The following is a 21,583-nucleotide window of genomic DNA, read 5'->3' on the forward strand; positions in this document are numbered from 1 at the left end:
CTTGGAGGCATGACCAGCAGCAGCGACCGGAGTCAGGCAGTGGACGTTCAGGAACCCAAGACCTATGAGGTGCGCACCTACGGGTGCCAGATGAACGTCCACGACTCCGAACGGCTCTCCGGGCTCCTCGAAGGCGCCGGTTACGTGCGCGCGCCCGAAGGGTCCGACGGTGACGCGGACGTCGTCGTCTTCAACACCTGCGCCGTCCGGGAGAACGCCGACAACAGGCTGTACGGCAACCTCGGCCGCCTCGCGCCGATGAAGACGAAGCGCCCCGGGATGCAGATCGCCGTCGGCGGCTGCCTGGCCCAGAAGGACCGCGACACCATCGTGAAGAAGGCGCCCTGGGTGGACGTCGTCTTCGGTACGCACAACATCGGCAAGCTGCCGGTCCTCCTGGAGCGCGCCCGCGTGCAGGAAGAGGCGCAGGTCGAGATCGCCGAGTCGCTGGAGGCGTTCCCTTCCACGCTGCCGACCCGCCGCGAGAGCGCGTACGCGGCCTGGGTCTCCATCTCCGTGGGCTGCAACAACACCTGCACCTTCTGCATCGTCCCGGCGCTGCGCGGCAAGGAGAAGGACCGCAGGACGGGCGACATCCTCGCGGAGATCGAGGCACTGGTCGGCGAGGGCGTCTCCGAGATCACACTGCTCGGGCAGAACGTCAACGCGTACGGCAGCGACATCGGCGACCGCGAGGCGTTCAGCAAGCTGCTGCGGGCCTGCGGGCAGATCGAGGGCCTGGAGCGGGTCCGGTTCACCTCCCCGCACCCCCGTGACTTCACCGACGACGTCATCGCCGCCATGGCCGAGACTCCGAACGTGATGCCGCAGCTGCACATGCCGCTGCAGTCCGGTTCGGACCCGGTCCTGAAGGCGATGCGCCGGTCCTACCGACAGGACCGCTACCTCGGGATCATCGAGAAGGTGCGCGCCGCCATTCCGCACGCCGCCATCACGACCGACATCATCGTGGGCTTCCCCGGCGAGACCGAGGAGGACTTCGAGCAGACCATGCACGTGGCGCGGGAGGCCCGCTTCTCGGCGGCGTTCACGTTCCAGTACTCCAAGCGCCCCGGCACCCCGGCCGCCACCATGGAGGACCAGGTCCCCAAGGAGGTCGTCCAGGCGCGCTACGAGCGTCTCGTCGCCCTCCAGGAGCAGATTTCCTGGGACGAGAACAAGAAGCAGGTCGGCCGCACCCTGGAGCTGATGGTCGCCGAGGGCGAGGGCCGCAAGGACGGCGCCACCCACCGCCTCTCCGGCCGTGCCCCCGACAACCGCCTGGTCCACTTCACCAAGCCCGACCAGGAAGTACGCCCCGGTGACGTGGTCACCGTCGAGGTCACCTACGCCGCCCCGCACCACCTGCTCGCCGAGGGCGCCGTCCTGGACGTGCGCCGCACGCGCGCGGGGGACGCCTGGGAGAAGCGCAACGCGGCCGAGGCGCCGAAGCCCGCCGGTGTGATGCTGGGGCTGCCGAAGATCGGCGCCCCGGAGCCGCTGCCGGTCGCCACCGGCAGCGGGTGCGGCTGCGACTGACCCTGGGACGGGGGGCTCCTGGAGCGACCGCGCGGGGTTACGCTGCCGATCATGCTTGTAGCCGCCGCAGTCTGCCCCTGTCCGCCGCTGCTCGTCCCCGAGGTCGCCGCCGGAGCGGCACCGGAACTGGCCGCCGCGCGCGCGGCCTGCACGGACGCGCTGGGGGTGCTGGCCGCCTCGCGCCCCGACCTGCTGGTCGTCGTCGGGCCCGCCGAACAGAGCGGGCGCGGGTCGTACCCGCAGGGGGCGCCGGGCTCGTTCCGTGGGTTCGGTGTGGACCTCGACGTGCGCCTCGGGGGAGGGGCGTCGCTTGTCGCGGCGCCGGAGCGCCCGCTTCCGCCCTCGCTCGCCGTCGCCGCCTGGCTGCTGGAGCGCACGGGCTGGTCCGACGCCCCTGTCGAAGGCCTTGGGGTGGGAGAACCTCTCGAGGCCGAGCGCTGCGTCTGGGCCGGGGCGGGGATCGTCGCGCGGGCCGACCGGGTGGCCCTGCTGGTGATGGGCGACGCCAGCGCGTGCCGGACGCTCAAGGCACCCGGCTATCTCGACGAACGCGCGGCGGGCTTCGACGCGGAGGTCGCGCGGGCGCTGGGCGCGGCGGACGTGGCGGCCCTGAAGGCGCTGGACGCCGAGCTGGCGTACGAACTGAAGGTCTCCGGGCGGGCCCCCTGGCAGGTCCTCGCGGGCGCGGCCGAGGGTGCGGACCTGGGCGGCGCCCTGCTGTACGAGGACGCGCCGTACGGGGTGGGGTACATGGTGGCGGCCTGGTCCTAGGGGGCGCGAGGTCTTAGGGGTTCCGCGGTCCTAGGAAGGTCCTTCTGCGGTCCTAGGGGGCCTAGCGGTTCCAGCCCGGTCCCAGGGCTCCGCCCGAGAAGGCCGTCGGCCGACAGAGCCGAGCCTCGATACGGCCGAACGGCCGACTGGACACGGTGGCCCGGACACGGCAGCGCGGACATGGCGGCCCGGACACGGCGGACGGCCGGGAGCCCGGTGCGCTCCGCGGCCGTCCGCCGATGTGTGCCGATATATACCGATATATGCCCGTCAGGGCGCCGGAGGCGGTGGGGGCATGTCCGGCGGCGGCGTGGCGCCGTCGGTTTCCTTGTGCGCGAGTCGGTCCATGGCGCCCTTGGCCTTGCCGGTGCCCGTCTGGATCTTGTCGCTGTACTTGCCCTTGGTCTTTTCGTCGACCACCTTCGCGGCCTTGTCGAGACCGTGTGTGACCTTGTCCCCGTGCTGCTGCGCGAGGTCTGAGACCTTGTCCTTGGCGGGTGCCAGTTTGGCTTTCAAATTGTCCAGGAGACTCATGGTCCACCTTCCCTCGCGGGACAGTTACGTGCGGGCGCTTTCGCCGGCCTCGTTGTCCGCGGCCTTTTCGGCGGTCTGCTGCTGGGGGATCTCGACGTCATCCTTGGCGGTGGCCTCCGCGGGCTCGGTCGCCGCGGCCCCGCCTTCGCTCCCGGAGCCTCCCGGGCTCTCGGAGCCTTCGGACTTCTCGGTCGAACCCTTCGCCTCCTCCGTCACCTTCGCCTCGGTATCGGCCGTTTGTGTGTCGGCCTGCACCGCGGCGGTTGACGCCTCCTCCGCAGCCTTCGACCTTCCAAGAAGTCGTGCAAAAACGCCCATATCCACTCCATACGTTACTCGTGAGGGCGAAATTCCGCGTCACCCGGTGCGTCCCATTGCGTCGCACGGGTCACCGGCTCTCGAAAACCGGCGGCTGGAACCTCGCAACAGGCAACGACCCCGGGCCCGTGTCGTCACGTAGCTCGTTCGAGAAGAGGCCCCGAGGTTTGCGAGACTGGGGCGGTGAGTAGCGCACCCCCCGCCCCCCGGGTCATCGCCGTCGTAGGACCGACCGCCGCAGGAAAGTCCGATCTGGGCGTATACCTCGCCCAACGGCTCGGCGGCGAGGTCGTCAACTCCGACTCCATGCAGTTGTACCGAGGGATGGACATCGGTACCGCCAAGCTGACGCCGCAGGAGCGCGGCGGGATCCCGCACCACCTCCTGGACATCTGGGACGTGACCGTCACGGCCAGCGTCGCCGAGTACCAGCGGCTCGCCCGCGCCCGCATCGACGCGCTGCTCGCCGACGGCCGCTGGCCGATCCTGGTGGGCGGCTCCGGGCTGTACGTCCGTGGGGCCGTCGACAATCTGGAGTTCCCCGGCACCGACCCCGAGGTGCGGGCCCGGCTGGAGGAGGAGCTCGCGCTGCGTGGCTCCGGAGCGCTGCACGTGCGTCTGGCCACGGCCGATCCGGAGGCCGCGCAAGCGATCCTGCCCAGCAACGGCCGCCGTATCGTCCGGGCCCTCGAGGTCATCGAGATCACCGGAAAGCCCTTCACCGCCAACCTCCCCGGCCACGACTCCGTCTACGACACCCTGCAGATCGGCGTCGACGTCACGCGCCCCGAGCTCGACGACCGCATCGCGCGCCGCGTCGACCGCATGTGGGAGGCGGGGCTCGTCGACGAGGTGCGTGCGCTGGAGGCGCACGGACTGCGTGAGGGGCGTACGGCATCGCGTGCGCTCGGGTACCAGCAAGTGCTCGCGGCGCTCGCCGGGGAGTGCACCGACGCCGAGGCGCGCGCGGAGACCGTACGCGCCACCAAACGCTTCGCGCGGCGTCAGGACTCCTGGTTCCGGCGCGATCCCCGGGTGCACTGGCTGAGCGGCGCTGCGGCGGATCTCACAGAACTCCCGCAGCTCGCCCTGGCGTTGGTCGAACGACCGGTCACAGCCTGATCACGTCATGGCATCGGGACGCTCCGGCCGCCGTCCGGGCCTTCGGCGCCGTGCCATCATCGAGCTTCGATCGACCAAGTGGAGTCCGAGTTGGGAGGGCGCGTGGCGATGGAGGCCGGCCCTCGCGACACCGCACAGGACGCGGAGCACGACACCGCGCAGGAGCAGCAGAAACCGCAGGAGCAGCAGAAACCGCAGGAACGGCTGGAACCGCTGGAACGTCAGGATTTCGTCGCAGATCGACCGGGCCCTGACGGGGACCTGCTGGGCGGCGACGGTGAGCGGCTCGGTGTCGACGGTGTTCCGCTGAGTTCCGACGGGCCCGACGAGTCTTCCGGCGGTGTGAGCGCCGACGGGCCGACGCCGGACGAGATGGTGCCGGCCGAGGTCGAGGTCGAGCTGCGCCCGCAGCGTCGACTGCGGATCTGGCAGCTCGCGCCGATCGTGATCCTGGCCGCGACGGGCTCCCTGATGTTCGCCTTCCCGCTCGCCTTCGAGTTCGGTGACGGCGGTGCGGTGGTCGCCATGCTCGGCCTGCTGATCTGCTCGTGCGCCGCGGGCTGGGGCATGATGGCCGCCCGCCGGGTCGGCTACGTCTGGCCGGGTCTGCCGCCGCGGGGCACCGGCCGCCGTCTGGACTGGCGTGTCGTGCTCGCGTACGTCGTGGTGGTCGCGGCCGTGGCGGTACTCGCCGTCGGGCGCGTCGCCCGCCTCCGCTGAGGGCCGCCGTCAGCTGGGCCCCTGCCCGCACCGGGGTGTCGGACCGACCCCGTAGGATCGAGGAATGAGCACGCGGATCGCCTTCCTCAAGGGTCACGGGACCGAGAACGACTTCGTGATCGTCCCGGACCCGGAGAACGCCATCGACCTGCCCCCGACCGCCGTGGCCGCCCTGTGCGACCGCCGCGCGGGCATCGGTGGCGACGGTCTGCTGCATGTCGTCCGGTCCGCCGCCCACCCCGAGGCCGAGGAGATGGCGGCCGAAGCGGAGTGGTTCATGGACTACCGCAACGGCGACGGCTCGGTCGCGGAGATGTGCGGCAACGGAGTGCGGGTGTTCGCGCGCTACCTCCAGCGTGCCGGACACGTGGCAGAGGGAGACATCGCGGTCGCCACGCGCGGGGGCGTGAAGAGCGTGCACCTCGCGAAGGACGGCTCCGTCACCGTCGGCATGGGCAAGGCGGTCCTCCCCGAAGGGGACGTCACCGTGAGCGTCGGCGAGCGCAGCTGGCCCGCGCGCAACGTCAACATGGGCAACCCGCACGCCGTCGCCTTCGTGGACGACCTCGCACACGCCGGCAACCTGTTCACGCCGCCGCCGTTCGCTCCGGCCGCGGCCTACCCGGACGGGGTGAACGTCGAATTCGTGGTCGACCGGGGGCCGCGGCACGTCGCCGTGCGCGTCCACGAGCGCGGCTCCGGGGAGACCCGTTCGTGCGGCACGGGCGCGTGCGCCGTGGCCGTCGCGGCGGCCCGCCGCGACGGAGCCGACCCGGCCGTGACGGGGACTCCGTCGACGTACACCGTCGACGTGCCCGGCGGCCGCCTGGTGATCACCGAGGGCCCGGACGGCGAGATCGAGATGACCGGCCCCGCGGTGATCGTCGCCGAGGGCGAGTTCGACGCGGAGTGGCTGGACACCGTCCCGTTCTGAACGGACGTCCCGGGCGATGTCGTAACCCCGGTTCCTTCCAAAACCTCGCGTCCGTAAACCCCCTGAACCTTCGCTCGAATGGGTGATCCGTTTCACGCTCGGCGAGAGGCGGTCAGCCGGGCGTGGTGGGCTCGGTAGCATCAAGCACCGGCCCGGACGGGGGAATCGAGACCAACCCCTGAGCCGCGTACGCCATGGGGCACCCCGTCCGCCGGTCTACGCAGCCGGAGGTGCCCCATGAGTGCGGAGGCGACGAACCCCGCGACGCCAGCCCCTGCAACGCCCTCCCCCGAGCTCTCGGCCTCTCCCCCACGCTCGACTTCGCTCGAGCGGGGGGACCCCCATGAGCAGGGGGTACCCCCATCGCACCGCAGGAAGAGCCGCCCTCGGATCGATCTGCGCCGCCTCGGCCGCGCCGCGCTGCTCGGCACGACGTCCCGCGACCGGCTGCCCGACGCGATCGGTCACGTGGCCGAGGCACATCGCGCGCACCACCCCGACGCGAACATGGAACCGCTGCGCCGGGCCTACGTACTGGCGGAGTCCTCGCACCGCGGCCAGATGCGCAAGAGCGGTGAGCCGTACATCACCCACCCGCTCGCCGTGACCCTGATCCTCGCCGAACTCGGCGCGGAGACCACGACGTTGACCGCATCCCTGCTCCACGACACCGTCGAGGACACGGAAGTGACGCTCGATCAGGTGCGCGAGGAGTTCGGCGACGAGGTCTGCTATCTCGTCGACGGCGTCACCAAGCTGGAAAAGGTGGACTACGGCGCGGCCGCCGAGCCCGAGACGTTCCGCAAGATGCTCGTCGCCACCGGCAACGACGTCCGCGTGATGTCGATCAAACTCGCCGACCGGCTGCACAACATGCGCACGCTCGGCGTCATGCGCCCCGAGAAACAGGCACGCATCGCCAAGGTCACCAGGGACGTGCTGATCCCGCTCGCCGAACGGCTCGGCGTCCAGGCGCTCAAGACCGAGCTGGAGGACCTCGTCTTCGCGATCCTGCACCCCGAGGAGTACGAGCACACCAGGGAACTGATCGTCGACAACGCCTCGCGCGCGAGCGACCCGCTCGCCGAGATCGCCGAGGAGGTGCGCACGGTCCTGCGCGAGGCCGGGATCCCGGCCGAAGTCCTCATCAGGCCCCGGCACTTCGTCTCCGTGCATCGCGTGTCACGCAAACGCGGGCCCATGCGCGGCGCCGACTTCGGACGACTCCTGGTGCTCGTGAACGAGGACGCCGACTGCTACGGGGTCCTCGGCGAACTGCACACCTGTCTCACCCCGGTCGTCTCGGAGTTCAAGGACTTCATCGCGGTCCCCAAGTTCAACCTGTACCAGTCGCTGCACACGGCCGTCGCGAGCGGCGACGGCGAGATCGCCGAAGTCCTCATCCGCACCCACCAGATGCACAAGGTCGCCGAGGCCGGAGTCATCGCACTCGGCAATCCCTACGCTCCTCCTTCGGAGGAGCAGTCGGACGAGCAGTCCGAGGGCCGGCCGGGCGTCGGTGGACGCCCGGTGGACGGCGAGAGGGTGGACCCCACGCGCCCTGGCTGGCTCTCCCGGCTCCTCGACTGGCAGGAGGGCGCCCCGGACCCGGACACGTTCTGGTCCACGCTGCGCGAAGACCTCGCCCAGGACCGCGAGATCACCGTCTTCCGCGCCGACGGTGGCTCGTTGGGCCTTCCGGAGGGCGCCAGTTGTGTGGACGCCGCGTACGCGCAGTACGGCGAGGACGCGCACGCCTGCATCGGCGCCCGCGTCAACGGCCGCCTGGCGACGCTCAGTACGGTCCTGAAGGACGGCGACACCGTGCAGCTCCTCATGGGCCAGGACCCCGCCTCGGAGCCCTCCAGAGAGTGGCTGGAGCACGCGCACACGCCCGCCGCGCGGATCGCCATCCAGCGCTGGCTGGCCGCACACCCCTCACCCGTTGCCACGGAGGACCCGGTCGCCCGGGAAGCCCCGGACACCCCCGAGACCCCGGCCGCGGCCCTCAGGCCGTCCGCCGAGACACCCGCGGCCCGCCCCACGGACGCGTCCGCCGCCCGCCCCACCGACGCCCCAGCCGCCCGCCCCGCCGCCGCGAACGCCGTCGTCGACCAGCCCGGCGCCTCCGTACGCCTCGCGGGCTGCTGTACGCCCGTACCGCCCGACGAGGTGACCGGCTTCGCCGTACGCGGGGGAGTGGTGACCGTCCACCGCGTGGAGTGCGCCGGAGTGGCGCGCATGAAGAACTCGGGGCGCGCGGAGGTGGAAGTGCGCTGGGGCGACACCACCGAGTGCCGGGTCACGCTGGTCGCCGAGTCCTTCGGACGCCCGCATCTGCTCGCCGACCTCACCGAAGCCATCGCCCTGGAGGGCGTCGCGATCGTCTCGGCGACCGTCGAACCCCCCAGCCAGCAGCGCGTACGCCACACGTACACGCTGCAACTCCCGGACGCGGCCCACCTTCCCAGGCTGATGCGCGCGATGCGGAACGTGCCGGGCGTGTACGACGTGAGCCGGGCGCAGCACGCGGCGGCTGCCACGCAGTAGCACCCGATCGGGTGGGCCCGGCGCGAGTCGTCGCCGCGGGGCGGGTGCGCGCTGGTAGCCGTGGTCCATGCTGCTCACCCCCCGCACCAGGAACCGTCGTATCCAGGGGGCGCTCCTCGCCTCCGCCGTCTCGGTCTGTCTCGTCGCCGCGAGCGCCCCGTCCCCGGCCACGCCCCTCGGCATCGGTGACCGCCTCTTCCCGCACCTGGGCAACCCCGGGTACGACGTCAAGTCGTACGACCTCTCCTTCACCTACCCCGGTGTCAACGACAAACCGCTGACGGCCGTCACCACGATCGACGCCGTGACGTCCGAGCGGCTCGAGCGCGTCAATCTGGACTACACGCACGGCACGGTGGAATCGGTCGTGGTCAACGGCGCGCCGGCGACGTTCAAGAGCGCCGGGGAGGACCTGGTGGTGACGCCCGGGGAACCGGTGCCCGCGGGCGGCTGGATGCGGATCACCGTGCGGCACTCGAGCGATCCGGTGACCACCGGGAACGGGGACGGCGGCTGGGTGCGGACGAAGGACGGCCTCGCCATGGCCAACCAGGCCGACGCCGGGCACATGGTCTTCCCGTGCAACGACCACCCCTCGGACAAGGCGATGTTCACCATCCACGTCACCGCGCCCGACGGGTACACCGCCGTGGCCAACGGCCTGCCCACCGGGGTCGACCGGGCCGGGAAGTCCACCACGTGGACGTACCGCACCGCGCACCCCATGGCCACGGAACTCACCCAGGTGTCCATCGGCCGCTCCAGCGTGCTGCACCGCGAGGGTCCGCACGGCCTGCCGGTCCGTGACGTCGTGCCCACCAAGGACCGCGAGCTGCTCGAACCGTGGCTCAAGAAGACGCCCGACCAGATCGCCTGGATGGAGAGCAAGGTCGGCCCGTACCCCTTCGAGACCTACGGGCTGCTGATGGCCCAGGCGCAGACCGGTTTCGAGCTGGAGACACAGACACTCTCTCTCTTCGAGAAAGAGCTCTTCACGCAGCCCGCGCTGCCCAAGTGGTACGTCGAGTCGATCATGGTGCACGAGCTGTCGCACCAGTGGTTCGGCGACAGCGTCAGCCCCCGCGTCTGGTCCGACCTGTGGCTCAACGAGGGCCACGCGACCTGGTACGAGGCCCTGTACGCCGAGGAGAAGGCGGACAAGCCCATGGAGACCCGTATGAAGGCGGCCTACCGCGCCTCCGACTCCTGGCGGGCCGCCGGAGGGCCGCCCGCGGCGCCCAAGGAGCCCGCCCCGGGACAGAAGATCAGCATCTTCCGGCCGAGCGTCTACGACGGGGCCGCGCTCGCCCTGTACGCGCTGCGCCAGGAGATCGGACACCCCACCTTCGAGCGCCTGGAGCGCACCTGGGTCGCCCTTCACCGGGACGGCACGGCCACGACCGCGGACTTCGAGCGGCTCGCGTCCGACCTCGCGAACCGCGACCTGAGCGGGTTCTTCCGCGCCTGGCTCTACGGCACGAAGACACCGCCCATGCCCGGGCACCCGGACTGGAAGAGCGACGCCCCGAAGGCACGCAAGGGCGCCTGAGAACTCGGATGACGAGACGGGACGTGCCGTGCGACCATCATCAGGTCGGCGGCGCGGCCCCGCGAAGGGGTTGGCCCGGCGGAATCCGGGAATCTCCCGGTGGTCCCGGACGTTCTTCCTTGTGACGGGCGGTGTCCCGTCGCCGAACAGGCTTCACCAGTGACGCCATCGATACCACCAGTGACGTATCGGTGTCCCCATCGACGTAAGGATCCAATGACCTCCTCTTCTTCCCCTTCCCAGGACGCGCAGAGCCTCGCGCAGAACTACCCCGAAGGTCTTCGGGCCGATGCCCTGATGGAAGAGGACGTCGCCTGGAGCCACGAGATCGACGGAGAGCGGGACGGCGAACAGTTCGACCGCTCCGAGCGCGCGGCCCTGCGCCGTGTGGCGGGCCTTTCCACCGAGCTCGAGGACGTCACCGAGGTCGAGTACCGACAGCTCCGTCTGGAGCGCGTCGTCCTCGTCGGTGTGTGGACCACGGGAACCATTCAGGACGCGGACAACTCGCTCGCCGAGCTGGCGGCCCTCGCGGAGACCGCGGGCGCGGTCGTGCTCGACGGCGTCGTCCAGCGCCGTGACAAGCCCGACGCGGCCACGTACATCGGATCCGGCAAGGCCAACGAGCTGCGGGACATCGTCCTGGAGACCGGCGCCGACACCGTGATCTGCGACGGTGAGCTGAGCCCCGGCCAGCTGATCCACCTCGAGGACGTCGTCAAGGTCAAGGTCATCGACCGTACGGCCCTGATCCTCGACATCTTCGCCCAGCACGCCAAGTCCCGAGAGGGCAAGGCGCAGGTCGCGCTCGCGCAGATGCAGTACATGCTGCCGAGGCTGCGCGGCTGGGGTCAGTCGCTGTCCCGTCAGATGGGCGGCGGCAAGGGCGGCGGCCTCGCCACCCGTGGTCCCGGTGAGACCAAGATCGAGACGGACCGGCGTCGTATCCGCGAGAAGATGGCGAAGATGCGCCGGGAGATCGCGGACATGAAGACCGGCCGTGAGATCAAGCGCCAGGAGCGCCGCAGGAACAAGGTGCCGTCGGTCGCCATCGCCGGCTACACCAACGCGGGCAAGTCCTCCCTGCTCAACCGCCTCACCGGCGCGGGCGTCCTGGTCCAGAACGAGCTGTTCGCCACCCTGGACCCGACCGTGCGCCGTGCCGAGACGCCCAGCGGGCGGATCTACACCCTCGCGGACACCGTCGGCTTCGTACGGCACCTGCCGCACCACCTCGTCGAGGCGTTCCGCTCCACGATGGAGGAGGTCGGCGACTCCGACCTGATCCTGCACGTGGTGGACGGCTCGCACCCGGCGCCGGAGGAGCAGCTGGCCGCCGTGCGCGAGGTCATCCGCGATGTCGGCGCGACCAACGTGCCCGAGATCGTGGTGATCAACAAGGCGGACGCGGCCGACCCGCTGGTCCTCCAGCGGCTGATGCGGATCGAGAAGCGTTCCATCGCTGTCTCGGCCCGCACCGGGATGAACATCGACCAGCTGCTCGCGCTCATCGACAACGAGCTGCCCCGCCCCTCGGTCGAGATCGAGGCGCTCGTGCCGTACACGCACGGCAGGCTGGTCGCGCGCGCCCACTCCGAGGGCGAGGTGATCTCCGAGGAGCACACCCCGGAGGGCACCCTGCTCAAGGTGCGGGTGCACGAGGAACTGGCGGCCGACCTCGCGCCGTACGTTCCGGCGCCCGTCGCGCTCTAGTCGCCCGCTTCCGCAGGGACGACGTACGAAGGCCCGCACCCTCTCGCAGGGTGCGGGCCTTCGCCGTGGCCGGGTGAGCGCGGCGCCTACCGTCCGCCGTACCGCTTGCTCATGTTCTCGTAGAGCGCCTGCGCGCCCTTGCCGAGCTGCGGCCCCGCGAGCCAGGTGCTGTCGGCCGGGCCGATCGAGGTGTTCGAGACCAACTCGGTCTTGCCGCCGACGACCCGGAACCAGCCGCCGCCGGAGGAACCGCCGGTCATCGTGCAGCCGATGCGGTACATCGTGGGCAGGCTCGGGCTCAGCGACAGCCGGCCCGGCCGGTCGACGCACTTGAACATCTTCAGACCGTTGTACGGCGGCGCGGCCGGGTAGCCCCAGGCGCCCATCGTGCCGACGTCCCCGGCGGAGGGCGCCGAGAAGTCCACGTCCAGCGCGTTGCCGACCGTCTCCTCCAGGGACTTCGAGCCCTGCGCCGGCTTCACGTGCAGGAGCGCGTAGTCGTAGGGGGCGCCCGCGCCGCCCGTCTCGTCGCCGCCCGCGATCCACTCGTTCGAGATGGAGGCCCAGTCGGCCCACCACTCGCCGTACGGGGCGATCTGCGCGGCGGAGGCGTTCCTCAGCTCGGACCCGGACCTGCCCTGGTCGTTGTACGCGGGCACGAAGGCGATGTTGCGGTACCAGCCGCCCTTGCCGCCGGCGTGCACACAGTGGCCCGCCGTCCACACCAGGTTGGACCTGCCCGGGTGGTTGACGTCCTTGACGACGGTCCCGGAGCAGACCATCGAGCCTTGGGGGGAGTCGAAGAAGACCTTCCCGACCGGGGCCGCGTGGTCGTGGTACGGGGTCTTCTCCGCCGTGGCCCCGACCGGCGCCGGATCCGGGTCGCTGACGCCCTGGTCGGCCGCCGCGTCCTTCGCCGAGATCGTCTTGTCCGGGTCTTTGGCGGACTTCATGCGCTCGGGCTTCCACAGCCCCGCGATCACCGGATTGACGAAGTCCTTGGCCTCACTGAGCCACTTGTCCTTGTCCCAGTTCTTCCAGGCGCCGTTCTTCCACTGGTCGACGTCGATGCCATGCTCTTCGAGCTTGCTCTTGACGGCGTCCGGGATCCTGATCTTGTCGTCGCCGTTCTGCGACGAGGAGGCGCTGGACCCGCTCGCCTTGTCGTCGCCCGAGTTGCAGGCGGTGGCGGTGAGCGCCAGGGCGGCGGCGAGGCCGGTGGCGGTGAGAACGCGGCGTCGGCCGCGCCCACGTACGGAACGCATGCTGGTGTAACCCCCGTTGAAGTGCTGACACCTCACTATGCCCGGGCAATCGGGGGCGAACGGCGGTGGAGTGGTGAAGGTTTCTGTGCGCCACCCCACCGCCGCCCGTGCGGCCCGTGTGCGATCCCTGTCAGGCCCGTCGGGTCACCGGCCCGCGCATCGTCGTGTCACGGGCCCGTCGTGTCACGGGCCCGTTGTCCCACCGACCCCTTGTCTCACTGGCTCGCGAACTTCTTGCTCACCGAGTCGTACACGCCCTTGGCGACCGGACCCAGGTGCGGACCCGCCAGCCAGCCCGCGCTGACCGGGCCGATCGAGGTGTTGGACACCAGGGCGGGCTTGCCGTCCGACCCGGTCGCCACCCAGCCGCCGCCGGACGAACCACCGGTCATGGTGCACCCGATGCGGTACATCGTCGGGTCCGCCTTGGCGATGGACAGACGGCCGGGCCTGTCGGTGCACTGGTACAGCTTCTGCCCGTCGAACGGCGCCGCCGCCGGGTAACCGGTCGCCGTGATGCTCGCGACCTTGGGTACGGCCGGAGCGTTGAAGTTCACCGGGAGCGCCGAACCGACCGTCTCCTCCAGGGACTTGCCGTTGCTGCCCTTCTCCGGCGTCACATGCAGGACCGCGTAGTCGTACGACGCGCCCTGACCGCCGGTGGAGCCGCCCTGGGCGATCCACTGGTCCGAGGTCTGCGCCCAGTCGCTCCACCAGACACCGTACGGAGCGACCTCCGTCCGCGCGGCGTTCTGCAGCTGGGCGGACGTCCTGCCGGCGTTGTTGTACGAGGGCACGAAGGCGATGTTGCGGTACCAGCCGCCCTTCTTGCCGGCGTGCACACAGTGGCCCGCGGTCCACACGAGGTTCGACTTGCCCGGGTGCGCCGGGTCCTCGACCACGGTCGCCGAGCAGACCATCGTGCCTTCGGGGGAGTCGAAGAACACCTTGCCCGCTTCGGGCACGCTGTCGTGGTACGCGGCGCTCACGGCCTTCGCCGCTACGGGCGCCGGAGTGGCGTCGGTGACACCCTGGTCACCGGAGAGGTCGTTCTCGTCGACGCCCTTGTTCTTGTCCGGGTCGTCGGCGCCGCGCATCCGGTCCGGGTCCCACAGCCCCTTGATGATGGGGTTGACGAAGTCGTTGGCCTCGCGCAGCCAGTCGTCCTTGTTCCAGTTCTTCCAGGCGCCGTTCTTCCACTTGTCGATGTCGATCCCGTGCTCTTTGAGCTTGTTCTTGATGTCGTCCGGGATCTTGATCTTGCCGTCGTCGCTCTGGGACGCCGACGCGCCGGCCTGGCCGCTCGCGTTGTTGTCGCCCGAGCCGCAGCCGGTGGCGGTCAGCGCCAGCGCCGCCGTCAGGCCGACGGCGGCCAGGACGGGGGAGGTTCTGCGGCGCGCGCTCCTCCCTCGACGAGCGGCGAAGGGTGGGCGTATGGATCGCATGGTGTAACTCCCCCTGGACGTAAGAGAACCTGTCAGGATCCGCCGATCCGGAGTCCCTGGGTACGGGACACAGGTGCATCGTTCGGTGTCTCTGAACGGCACCACACACTATGCGCTCGCTGTGGGGGACATCCCACGGAACGGCAACGGTTCCGTCACGGCAAGGATCTTCGACTCACCCGCTTCCCCGAGCCGGTCGCGTCGTTGGTACGTACGGGGGACCTGCCACCTGCGCTCAGACCCCCTGCCAACTCGCCTCTGGACAGCGGGAGGACCTGAAGTCGTGGCCGTGACCGAGTCTGCGGTGGTACCGGTGGGGCGCGAGCCCGAGGAGACACGGGAGGGCGTGTCCGGGGCGGGGCGAGAGGGGCCGGACGGTGTGCCCGGGGTGGCCGAGAGGGTGCGAGAGACGGGGCCCGGAGTATCCGAGGGGGTGCGAGAGACGGGGCCCGGAGTGTCCGAGGGGGCGCGCGCGGCGCACGAGGGGATTCTGCGGCGTCAGTCGGCGCGCGAGTCGGCGGCCCGCACCTACGCGCGCGCCCTGCCGATCGTCCCCGTGCGGGCGCGGGGACTGACCATCGAGGGCGCGGACGGGCGCCGTTACCTCGACTGCCTCTCCGGCGCGGGCACCCTGGCCCTGGGCCACAACCACCCGGTGGTCCTGGAAGCGATCAGAAAAGTCCTCGACTCCGGGGCCCCACTACACGTCCTCGACCTGGCCACACCCGTCAAGGACGCCTTCACCACCGAGCTGTTCCGCACGCTGCCCCCGGAGTTCGCCGCCCGCGCGCGGGTGCAGTTCTGCGGACCCGCCGGGACGGACGCCGTCGAGGCCGCGTTCAAACTGGTGCGCGCGGCGACCGGGCGCGCCGGAATGCTCGCGTTCACCGGTGCCTATCACGGGATGACCGCGGGGGCGCTCGAAGCATCCGGGGGCGCGACCGAGGTACGGGTCGCGCGCCTGCCCTACCCCCAGGACTACCGATGCCCGTTCGGCATCGGCGGCGAGCGAGGTGCCGAACTCGCCGCGCGCTGGACCGAGTCCCTGCTCGACGACACCAAGTCCGGCGTGCCACGCCCCGCCGGGATGATCCTCGAACCCGTCCAGGGCGAGGGCGGGGTGATTCCCGCGCCCGACGACTGGATGCGCCGGATGCGCGAGATCACCGCGGCGCGCTCCATTCCCCTCATCGCGGACGAGGTCCAGACCGGCGTCGGGCGCACCGGAGCCTTCTGGGCCGTGGAACACAGCGGGATCACCCCGGACGTGATGGTCCTGTCCAAGGCCATCGGAGGCAGTCTGCCGCTGGCCGTCGTCGTCTACCGCGACGACCTCGACGTGTGGCAACCGGGCGCCCACGCGGGCACGTTCCGCGGCAACCAGCTGGCCATGGCCGCGGGCACGGCGACCCTCGCCTACGTCCGCGAGAACGGACTGGCCGAGCGCGCGGCGACCCTGGGCTCCCGCATGCTCACTCAACTACGCCGACTCGCCGAGGAGTTCCCGTGCATCGGTGACGTACGGGGACGCGGGCTGATGATCGGCGTCGAGCTGGTGGATCCCGAGTCGGCCCCGGACACCACCACCGACGGTCCCCGGCCCGCCGCCCCCGAACTCGCCGCCGCCGTGCAGCGCGAGTGCCTGCGCCGTGGTCTGATCGTGGAGCTGGGCGGGCGCCGCGCCAGCGTGGTGCGGCTCCTGCCGCCCTTGACGATCAGCGACGAACAGGCGACCGCGGTGCTCGATCGACTGGCGGACGCGGTGGCGACGGTGGCGACGGCGGCGCGAGCGGGACTGGGCGGGCCGGCCGGGCACGGTCGGGGCTCCGCCTCCGGTGAACACGCCGGATAGGACCCGCAACCGCCGCGGGCGGCCCGTACAGCGGTCCCCGCGACGGGCCCCCGCGCCCGGGCGGGACGCAGACCTCACTCGGACCACCTCACTCGGACCACCCCCTCGCCCCCGGCCCGGACCACCGTCCGCCCACTCGGACCGACCAGGAACGCCCCACCCCCCACGCCCCACCCCCACGCCCCTCGCGCACGCCAGTACCGCCCCGGTTCGTCGTCGCACGAGCCTGAACGACCCCGAGGAACTCTCTTGAACGCCACCCCCGAACCCGACGGCCGTCCCGACACCCACGAGCGAGCGGCCTGTGGCACGCAGACCCCGCCGTCCTTGGGAGCCGACGCGGTCCCCCGGCAGAAGGGAGGGGCCCGAGAGGTCGAGCGGCTGCGCGGCGCCACCGCCGACCTGCTGGAGCACCCCGTCGCCCACACCGCGGCCCAGGCGGCGGCGGTCGAGAACCTGTTGCGCTGCTGGGTACGGGAGAACAACCTGCCCGCCCCCGCCGACGGCACCCTCCACATCCCCCTTCCGGCCAGCGGCACCTCCCTCCTGACGCCGGTCCACCACTGGTCCCCGACCGGCTGGCACCGCTTCGGCCTCCCGCACCTCGCCGACGCTCCCGAGGGAGCACCGCCCGCCGACGCCGTCACCGTGGCGGCGCTGCTCGCGCGGCAGGCGGCGACGGGCGACGGGACGACGAGCACGGCCGAGGCGGCGTCGACGCCCGTTTCCGAAACAGGCCCCGCCGGGGACGGTGCCGACCTGGTCGGCCGTGTCGCCGACTCGGTACGGCGGACCGTCGTGTTCATCAACGACCGCAGGGAACGGCCCGCCGACACCCCCGACTTCTTCCTCGCCACCGAACAAGCACTGGTGCTGGGGCACCCGTGGCACCCCACCCCGAAAAGCCGGGAAGGGCTCTCCGAGGCCGAAGCGCGGCTGTACTCACCCGAGTTGCGCGGCTCCTTCCCGCTGCACTGGATGGCGGTCGCCCCCGCGGTCCTGGCGGCCGACTCGGCGTGGACGGAGCGCGGCCGGCCCGTCCCCGCGCAGCAGCTCACCGCGCGGCTGGCCGGAGCCGGGCTCCCTCTGCCCGACGGGTACGCCGCCCTGCCGCTGCACCCCTGGCAGCTGGCCGACGTCCGGCACCGGCCCGAGACCGCGGCCCTGCTCGACGCCGGACTGCTCCGGGACCTCGGCCCGCACGGCTCCGCCTGGCACCCGACCTCCTCCGTCCGCACCCTCTACCGCTCCGGCGCCCCCGCGATGCTCAAGCTGTCACTGGGCCTGCGCATCACCAACTCCCGCCGTGAGAACCTCCGCAAGGAGCTCCACCGCGGAGTGGAGGTCCACCGTCTGCTGCGCAGCGGCCTGTCCAAGCAGTGGCAGTCCGCCCATCCGGGCTTCGACATCGTCCGCGACCCGGCCTGGCTCGCCGTCAACGCTCCGGACGGCACCCCCCTGGCCGGGCTCGACGTGATGATCCGCCACAACCCGTTCGGGCCGACCGACGACGCCGGCTGTGTCGCGGGGCTCGTCTCTCCCCGGCCCCACGCCCGACCCGGCGCACGCAGCGGATCCGAGGACCGGCCCGTGATGCGGTCCCGGCTCGCCGAGATCGTCACCCGCCTCGCCGGACGCACCAGCAGGCCCCGTGGCGCCGTCGCCGCCGAGTGGTTCCTGCGCTACCTCGAACACGTCGTACGCCCCGTGCTGTGGCTCGACAGCGAGGCGGGGATCGCGCTGGAAGCACACCAGCAGAACACCCTGCTCCTGCTGGACCCCGAGGGCTGGCCCACGGGCGGCCGCTACCGCGACAACCAGGGCTACTACTTCCGTGCGTCCCGGCGCGCAGAGCTGGACGCCCGGCTGCCCGGCATCGGCGAACACAGCGACACCTTCGTCTCCGACGAGGTCACCGACGAACGCTTCGCCTACTACCTGGCGATCAACAACGTGCTCGGCCTCATCGGCGCGTTCGGCTCCCAGCACCTCGCCGACGAACAACTGCTGCTCGCCGCCTTCCGCCGCTTCCTCACCGACGTGGCCTGCGGCCCGGCCCGACTGCGTACGCCCCTGCCCGCGCACCTCCTCGACTCGCCCGTCCTGCGCTGCAAGGCCAACTTGCTGACCCGGCTGCAAGGCCTCGACGAACTCGTCGGCCCGGTCGACACCCAGTCCGTCTACGTCACCCTCGCCAACCCGCTCCATTCCTGACGAAGCCGCCCTCGCCGACCCCTGCCGTTCCTGACGAAGTCGTCCTCGCCAATCCCCTGCCAGCCCTGAGGAACATGTCCCACCCCGTCTCCTGAGAGGAGCGTCGCCGTGCCTCCCACCGATGCGAGCACCGACGCCGGTACCGTCCCCGTCACCGACCCTGGCCCCGGGCCGAGCACGGACAACGAGGACACCCTCGACCTGCGCCTGCCCGACGAGCTCCTCGCGCTCCTCGGCTGCGAGGTCGAGGCGGCCGGGGGAGACGGCCTGCTCGACCACATCGGTGGCTGGGGCCCGATCGCCACTCCCGTGGGCGCCTTCCAGCTGGTCCCCGTCCGCGTGGAGCGTGATCTCCCGCTCGTCTCCCGCTGGATGAACGACCCCGCCGTCGCGGAGTTCTGGGAGCTGGCAGGACCCGAGTCGGTCGCGGAAGAACATCTGTGCCGCCAGCTCGACGGCGACGGCCGCAGTGTGCCCTGCCTCGGTGTGCTGGACGGCACCCCGATGAGCTACTGGGAGATCTACCGCGCGGACCTCGACCTCCTGGCCCGCCACTATCCCGCCCGCCCGCACGACACCGGCCTTCACCTCCTCGTCGGCGGTGTCGCCAACCGCGGACGAGGCCTTGGCTCCGCCCTGCTCCGAGCCGTCGCCGACCTCGTACTGGACAAGCGCCCGGCCTGCGCCCGCGTCGTCGCGGAACCCGACCTCCGTAACACCCCCTCCGTCTCCGCCTTCCTGAGCGCGGGCTTCCGGTTCTCCGCCGAGGTCGACCTGCCCGGCAAACGGGCAGCCCTCATGGTCCGGGACCGGAGCCTGCGCGATCTGTTGTAGCGCCCTGCCCGCACCGCACCGCTCGTTCCGATCCGGTTCCCTGTCAAGGAGTCCCCGTGCCGCATCCATCCGCCACCCCGGCCTCCGGAGAGCTGCCCGCCTTGTACGACCCGCCCGAGCTGCGCAAAGACCGATGGGACCAGGTCGGCCGCCGGCTGCTCGCGAAAATGATCGGCGAGTTCGCCCACGAGGAGATCGTCAGACCGGAACCGGAACCGCAACCGGAATCCGATCTCGATCCGGGGTCGGAGCCGGGGTCGGAGCCGGGTTCGGGGCCGGAGCCCGGTTCGGAGGCTCGGCGGGGCGCCGAGGGAAAAGTGGCCCCCCTCCGCGGTGAGCACAACCCGGCGACCGGCCTCGATCCCTCCGCCGGAGCGGCCTCCTCGCGACCCTCCCCACGCCCCACCTCCACCCACCACGACACCCCGCACCACGACACCCCGCACCACGACACCCCGCACGAGAACACCGGGCACACCGACACCCTCCGCCCCTACGCCCTCCGCCTCGACGCCGGCGGCAGCCTCTCCTTCCGCGCCCGCCGTGCCTCGTACGACAGCTGGCGCGTCGACCCCGCCTCGCTCACCCTCACCGAGGAGGGGGCGGAGCCGTGCCCCTTCACCGACCCGCTCGGCTTCCTCACCCGGGCCCGCGGCACGATGGAGATCGACGGCGCGACGCTCGGCCACGTGGTCCGTGAACTGAGCACGACGCTCGCCGCGGACGCCCGCCTCCACCGCGACGCCCGTACGGCGGCCGAACTGGCCGACCTCGGCTACGCCGAACTGGAGGGCCACCAGACCGGCCACCCCTGGATCGTGCTGAACAAGGGCCGCCTCGGCTTCTCCGCGTCGGACGCCGCCGACTGGGCGCCGGAGGCCCGCAGAGCGACGCCGATTCCCTGGATCGCGGTGCACACCACGCTCGCCACCTACCGAGGCGTCCCGAGCCTCCACTCCGCCGAACAGCTCTACGCGCGCGAACTCGCCCCCGCCACGCGGGAGTCCTTCGAAGGGGTACTACGCGCGCGTGGGCTCACTCCGGAGTCGTACCTCTATCTGCCCGTGCACCCCTGGCAGTGGGACGACGTCGTGCTGCCGCTCTTCGCGCCCTCCGTGGCCGCGGGAGCGATCGTGCCGCTGCCCTCCGACGGGGACCTGCGGCTCCCGCAGCAGTCGATCCGTACGTTCCTGAACGTCTCACGCCCGGACCGGCACACGGTGAAACTGCCGCTGTCCGTGCTCAACACCCTGGTCTGGCGCGGCCTGCCGACGGAACGCACGCTCGCGGCGCCCGCCGTCACCGCCTGGATGCACGCCCTGAGAGACGCCGACCCTTTTCTGCGGGACACCTGCGGGGTGATCCTGCTCGGCGAGGTCGCCTCGGTGACGGTGAACCACCCCGTGTACGACGCCCTCCCCGAAGTGCCCTATCAGTACAAGGAGTTGCTCGGCGCGATCTGGCGCGAACCGGTCTCCCGCCATCTGGCGCCCGGTGAACGCGCGCGCACCCTGGCCGCGCTCCTGCACACCGACCCGGACGGCCGCGCCTTCACCGCGGAGCTCGTCGCCCGCTCGGGTCTCGCCCCCAACGTCTGGCTGCGCCGCCTCTTCGCCGCGCTCCTGCCGCCGCTGCTGCACTTCCTCTATCGGTACGGCACGGTGTTCAGCCCCCATGGAGAGAACGCGATCGTCGTCTTCGACGACCGAGACGTCCCCGTCCGCCTCGCGGTGAAGGACTTCGTGGACGACGTGAACGTGAGCGCGGACCCCCTGCCCGAGCACGCGACCATGCCGGACGACGTACGGAACGTACTGCTGACCGAGCCGCCGGCGTTCCTGACCCAGTTCATCCACTCCGGGCTCTTCGTGGGGGTCTTCCGCTATCTCGCACCGCTCTGCGAGGAACAACTGGGCGTTCCAGAGGCCGAGTTCTGGGCGCTCGTCCGGGCGGAGATCGTCCGCCACCAGGCGCGCTTTCCCGAGCTCAAGGAGCGCTACGAGATGTTCGACCTGCTCACTCCGCGTATCGAGCGCCTGTGCCTCAACCGCAACCGACTGCACCTCGACGGCTACCGCGACCGTCCCGAGCGCCCGCACGCCGCGGTGCACGGCACGGTCCCGAACCCCCTCCACCGGCCTTGATCATCCGCGCCGTACTCGTTCTCGTCCTGATCGCGTCCGCGGGCCGGGCCTTGATCGCCCGATTGTCAGTGGCGCCCCG

Annotated in this window: 16 protein-coding genes; 12 read left to right on the top strand and 4 right to left on the bottom strand. The window is 71.3% G+C overall.

Annotated features, from left to right (window positions below):
* Positions 1 to 9: 9 nt before the first annotated feature.
* Together miaB and AQJ27_RS29415 are read left to right on the top strand one after the other, a co-directional pair.
* Entirely contained in the window at positions 10 to 1,539 is a 1,530-nt protein-coding gene (miaB, locus tag AQJ27_RS29410) for a tRNA (N6-isopentenyl adenosine(37)-C2)-methylthiotransferase MiaB (protein WP_079065346.1), read from the top strand.
* Positions 1,540 to 1,590: 51 nt separating this feature from the next.
* A complete protein-coding gene (locus tag AQJ27_RS29415) occupies positions 1,591 to 2,310 on the top strand; it encodes a class III extradiol dioxygenase subunit B-like domain-containing protein (RefSeq protein WP_067375204.1) in 720 nt (239 codons plus the stop codon).
* Positions 2,311 to 2,580: 270 nt separating this feature from the next.
* Here AQJ27_RS29415 and AQJ27_RS29420 read toward each other — a convergent pair whose 3' ends face one another.
* Together AQJ27_RS29420 and AQJ27_RS29425 are read right to left on the bottom strand one after the other, a co-directional pair.
* Entirely contained in the window at positions 2,581 to 2,844 is a 264-nt protein-coding gene (locus tag AQJ27_RS29420) for an antitoxin (RefSeq protein WP_067375206.1), read from the bottom strand.
* A 24-nt stretch (positions 2,845 to 2,868) separates the two neighbouring features.
* Positions 2,869 to 3,060, bottom strand: coding sequence for a gliding motility protein (locus AQJ27_RS29425; protein WP_235613653.1), 192 nt, complete (start codon positions 3,058 to 3,060; stop codon positions 2,869 to 2,871).
* 285 nt (positions 3,061 to 3,345) lie between these two features.
* On the opposite strand from AQJ27_RS29425, the gene miaA reads away from it, so the two are divergent.
* From miaA to hflX, 6 genes are all read left to right on the top strand, one after another.
* A complete protein-coding gene (miaA, locus tag AQJ27_RS29430) occupies positions 3,346 to 4,284 on the top strand; it encodes a tRNA (adenosine(37)-N6)-dimethylallyltransferase MiaA (protein WP_067375210.1) in 939 nt (312 codons plus the stop codon).
* Between the two features lie 108 nt (positions 4,285 to 4,392).
* The gene (locus AQJ27_RS29435; RefSeq protein WP_096240086.1) at positions 4,393 to 5,004 is read left to right on the top strand and encodes a hypothetical protein; all 612 of its coding nucleotides are present in this window, start codon (positions 4,393 to 4,395) and stop codon (positions 5,002 to 5,004) included.
* A gap of 64 nt (positions 5,005 to 5,068) precedes the next feature.
* A complete protein-coding gene (dapF, locus tag AQJ27_RS29440; RefSeq protein ID WP_067375212.1) occupies positions 5,069 to 5,938 on the top strand; it encodes a diaminopimelate epimerase in 870 nt (289 codons plus the stop codon).
* 237 nt (positions 5,939 to 6,175) lie between these two features.
* Positions 6,176 to 8,488 carry a RelA/SpoT family protein gene (locus AQJ27_RS29445; protein WP_079065347.1) on the top strand — a complete coding sequence of 771 codons (2,313 nt, stop codon included), beginning with the start codon at positions 6,176 to 6,178 and terminating at the stop codon, positions 8,486 to 8,488.
* A 67-nt stretch (positions 8,489 to 8,555) separates the two neighbouring features.
* A complete protein-coding gene (locus AQJ27_RS29450; RefSeq protein ID WP_067375214.1) occupies positions 8,556 to 10,037 on the top strand; it encodes a M1 family metallopeptidase in 1,482 nt (493 codons plus the stop codon).
* A 216-nt stretch (positions 10,038 to 10,253) separates the two neighbouring features.
* The gene (hflX, locus tag AQJ27_RS29455; RefSeq protein ID WP_067375216.1) at positions 10,254 to 11,750 is read left to right on the top strand and encodes a GTPase HflX; all 1,497 of its coding nucleotides are present in this window, start codon (positions 10,254 to 10,256) and stop codon (positions 11,748 to 11,750) included.
* Positions 11,751 to 11,836: 86 nt separating this feature from the next.
* Here the strand turns inward: hflX and AQJ27_RS29460 are convergent, their stop codons facing one another.
* Complete coding sequence (locus AQJ27_RS29460; RefSeq protein ID WP_067375218.1) at positions 11,837 to 13,015, bottom strand: trypsin-like serine peptidase; 1,179 nt, start codon at positions 13,013 to 13,015, stop codon at positions 11,837 to 11,839.
* A gap of 215 nt (positions 13,016 to 13,230) precedes the next feature.
* Entirely contained in the window at positions 13,231 to 14,460 is a 1,230-nt protein-coding gene (locus tag AQJ27_RS29465) for a trypsin-like serine peptidase (RefSeq protein WP_067375220.1), read from the bottom strand.
* A 454-nt stretch (positions 14,461 to 14,914) separates the two neighbouring features.
* On the opposite strand from AQJ27_RS29465, the gene AQJ27_RS29470 reads away from it, so the two are divergent.
* The 4 genes from AQJ27_RS29470 to AQJ27_RS29485 all read left to right on the top strand — a co-directional run bounded on the left by AQJ27_RS29470 (position 14,915) and on the right by AQJ27_RS29485 (position 21,504).
* A complete protein-coding gene (locus AQJ27_RS29470; RefSeq protein WP_341866106.1) occupies positions 14,915 to 16,312 on the top strand; it encodes a diaminobutyrate--2-oxoglutarate transaminase family protein in 1,398 nt (465 codons plus the stop codon).
* A 249-nt stretch (positions 16,313 to 16,561) separates the two neighbouring features.
* On the top strand, positions 16,562 to 18,526 hold the full coding sequence (locus AQJ27_RS29475) for an IucA/IucC family protein (RefSeq protein WP_067375224.1): 1,965 nt from the start codon (positions 16,562 to 16,564) through the stop codon (positions 18,524 to 18,526).
* A 108-nt stretch (positions 18,527 to 18,634) separates the two neighbouring features.
* Positions 18,635 to 19,360 (top strand): GNAT family N-acetyltransferase, encoded by a 726-nt coding sequence (locus tag AQJ27_RS29480; protein WP_067375226.1) that lies wholly within the window; start codon positions 18,635 to 18,637, stop codon positions 19,358 to 19,360.
* A 167-nt stretch (positions 19,361 to 19,527) separates the two neighbouring features.
* Positions 19,528 to 21,504, top strand: coding sequence for an IucA/IucC family protein (locus AQJ27_RS29485; protein ID WP_235613657.1), 1,977 nt, complete (start codon positions 19,528 to 19,530; stop codon positions 21,502 to 21,504).
* The last annotated feature ends 79 nt before the right edge of the window (positions 21,505 to 21,583 follow it).

It is taken from the genome of Streptomyces olivochromogenes, assembly GCF_001514115.1.
Classification (GTDB): Bacteria; Actinomycetota; Actinomycetes; order Streptomycetales; family Streptomycetaceae; genus Streptomyces; species Streptomyces olivochromogenes.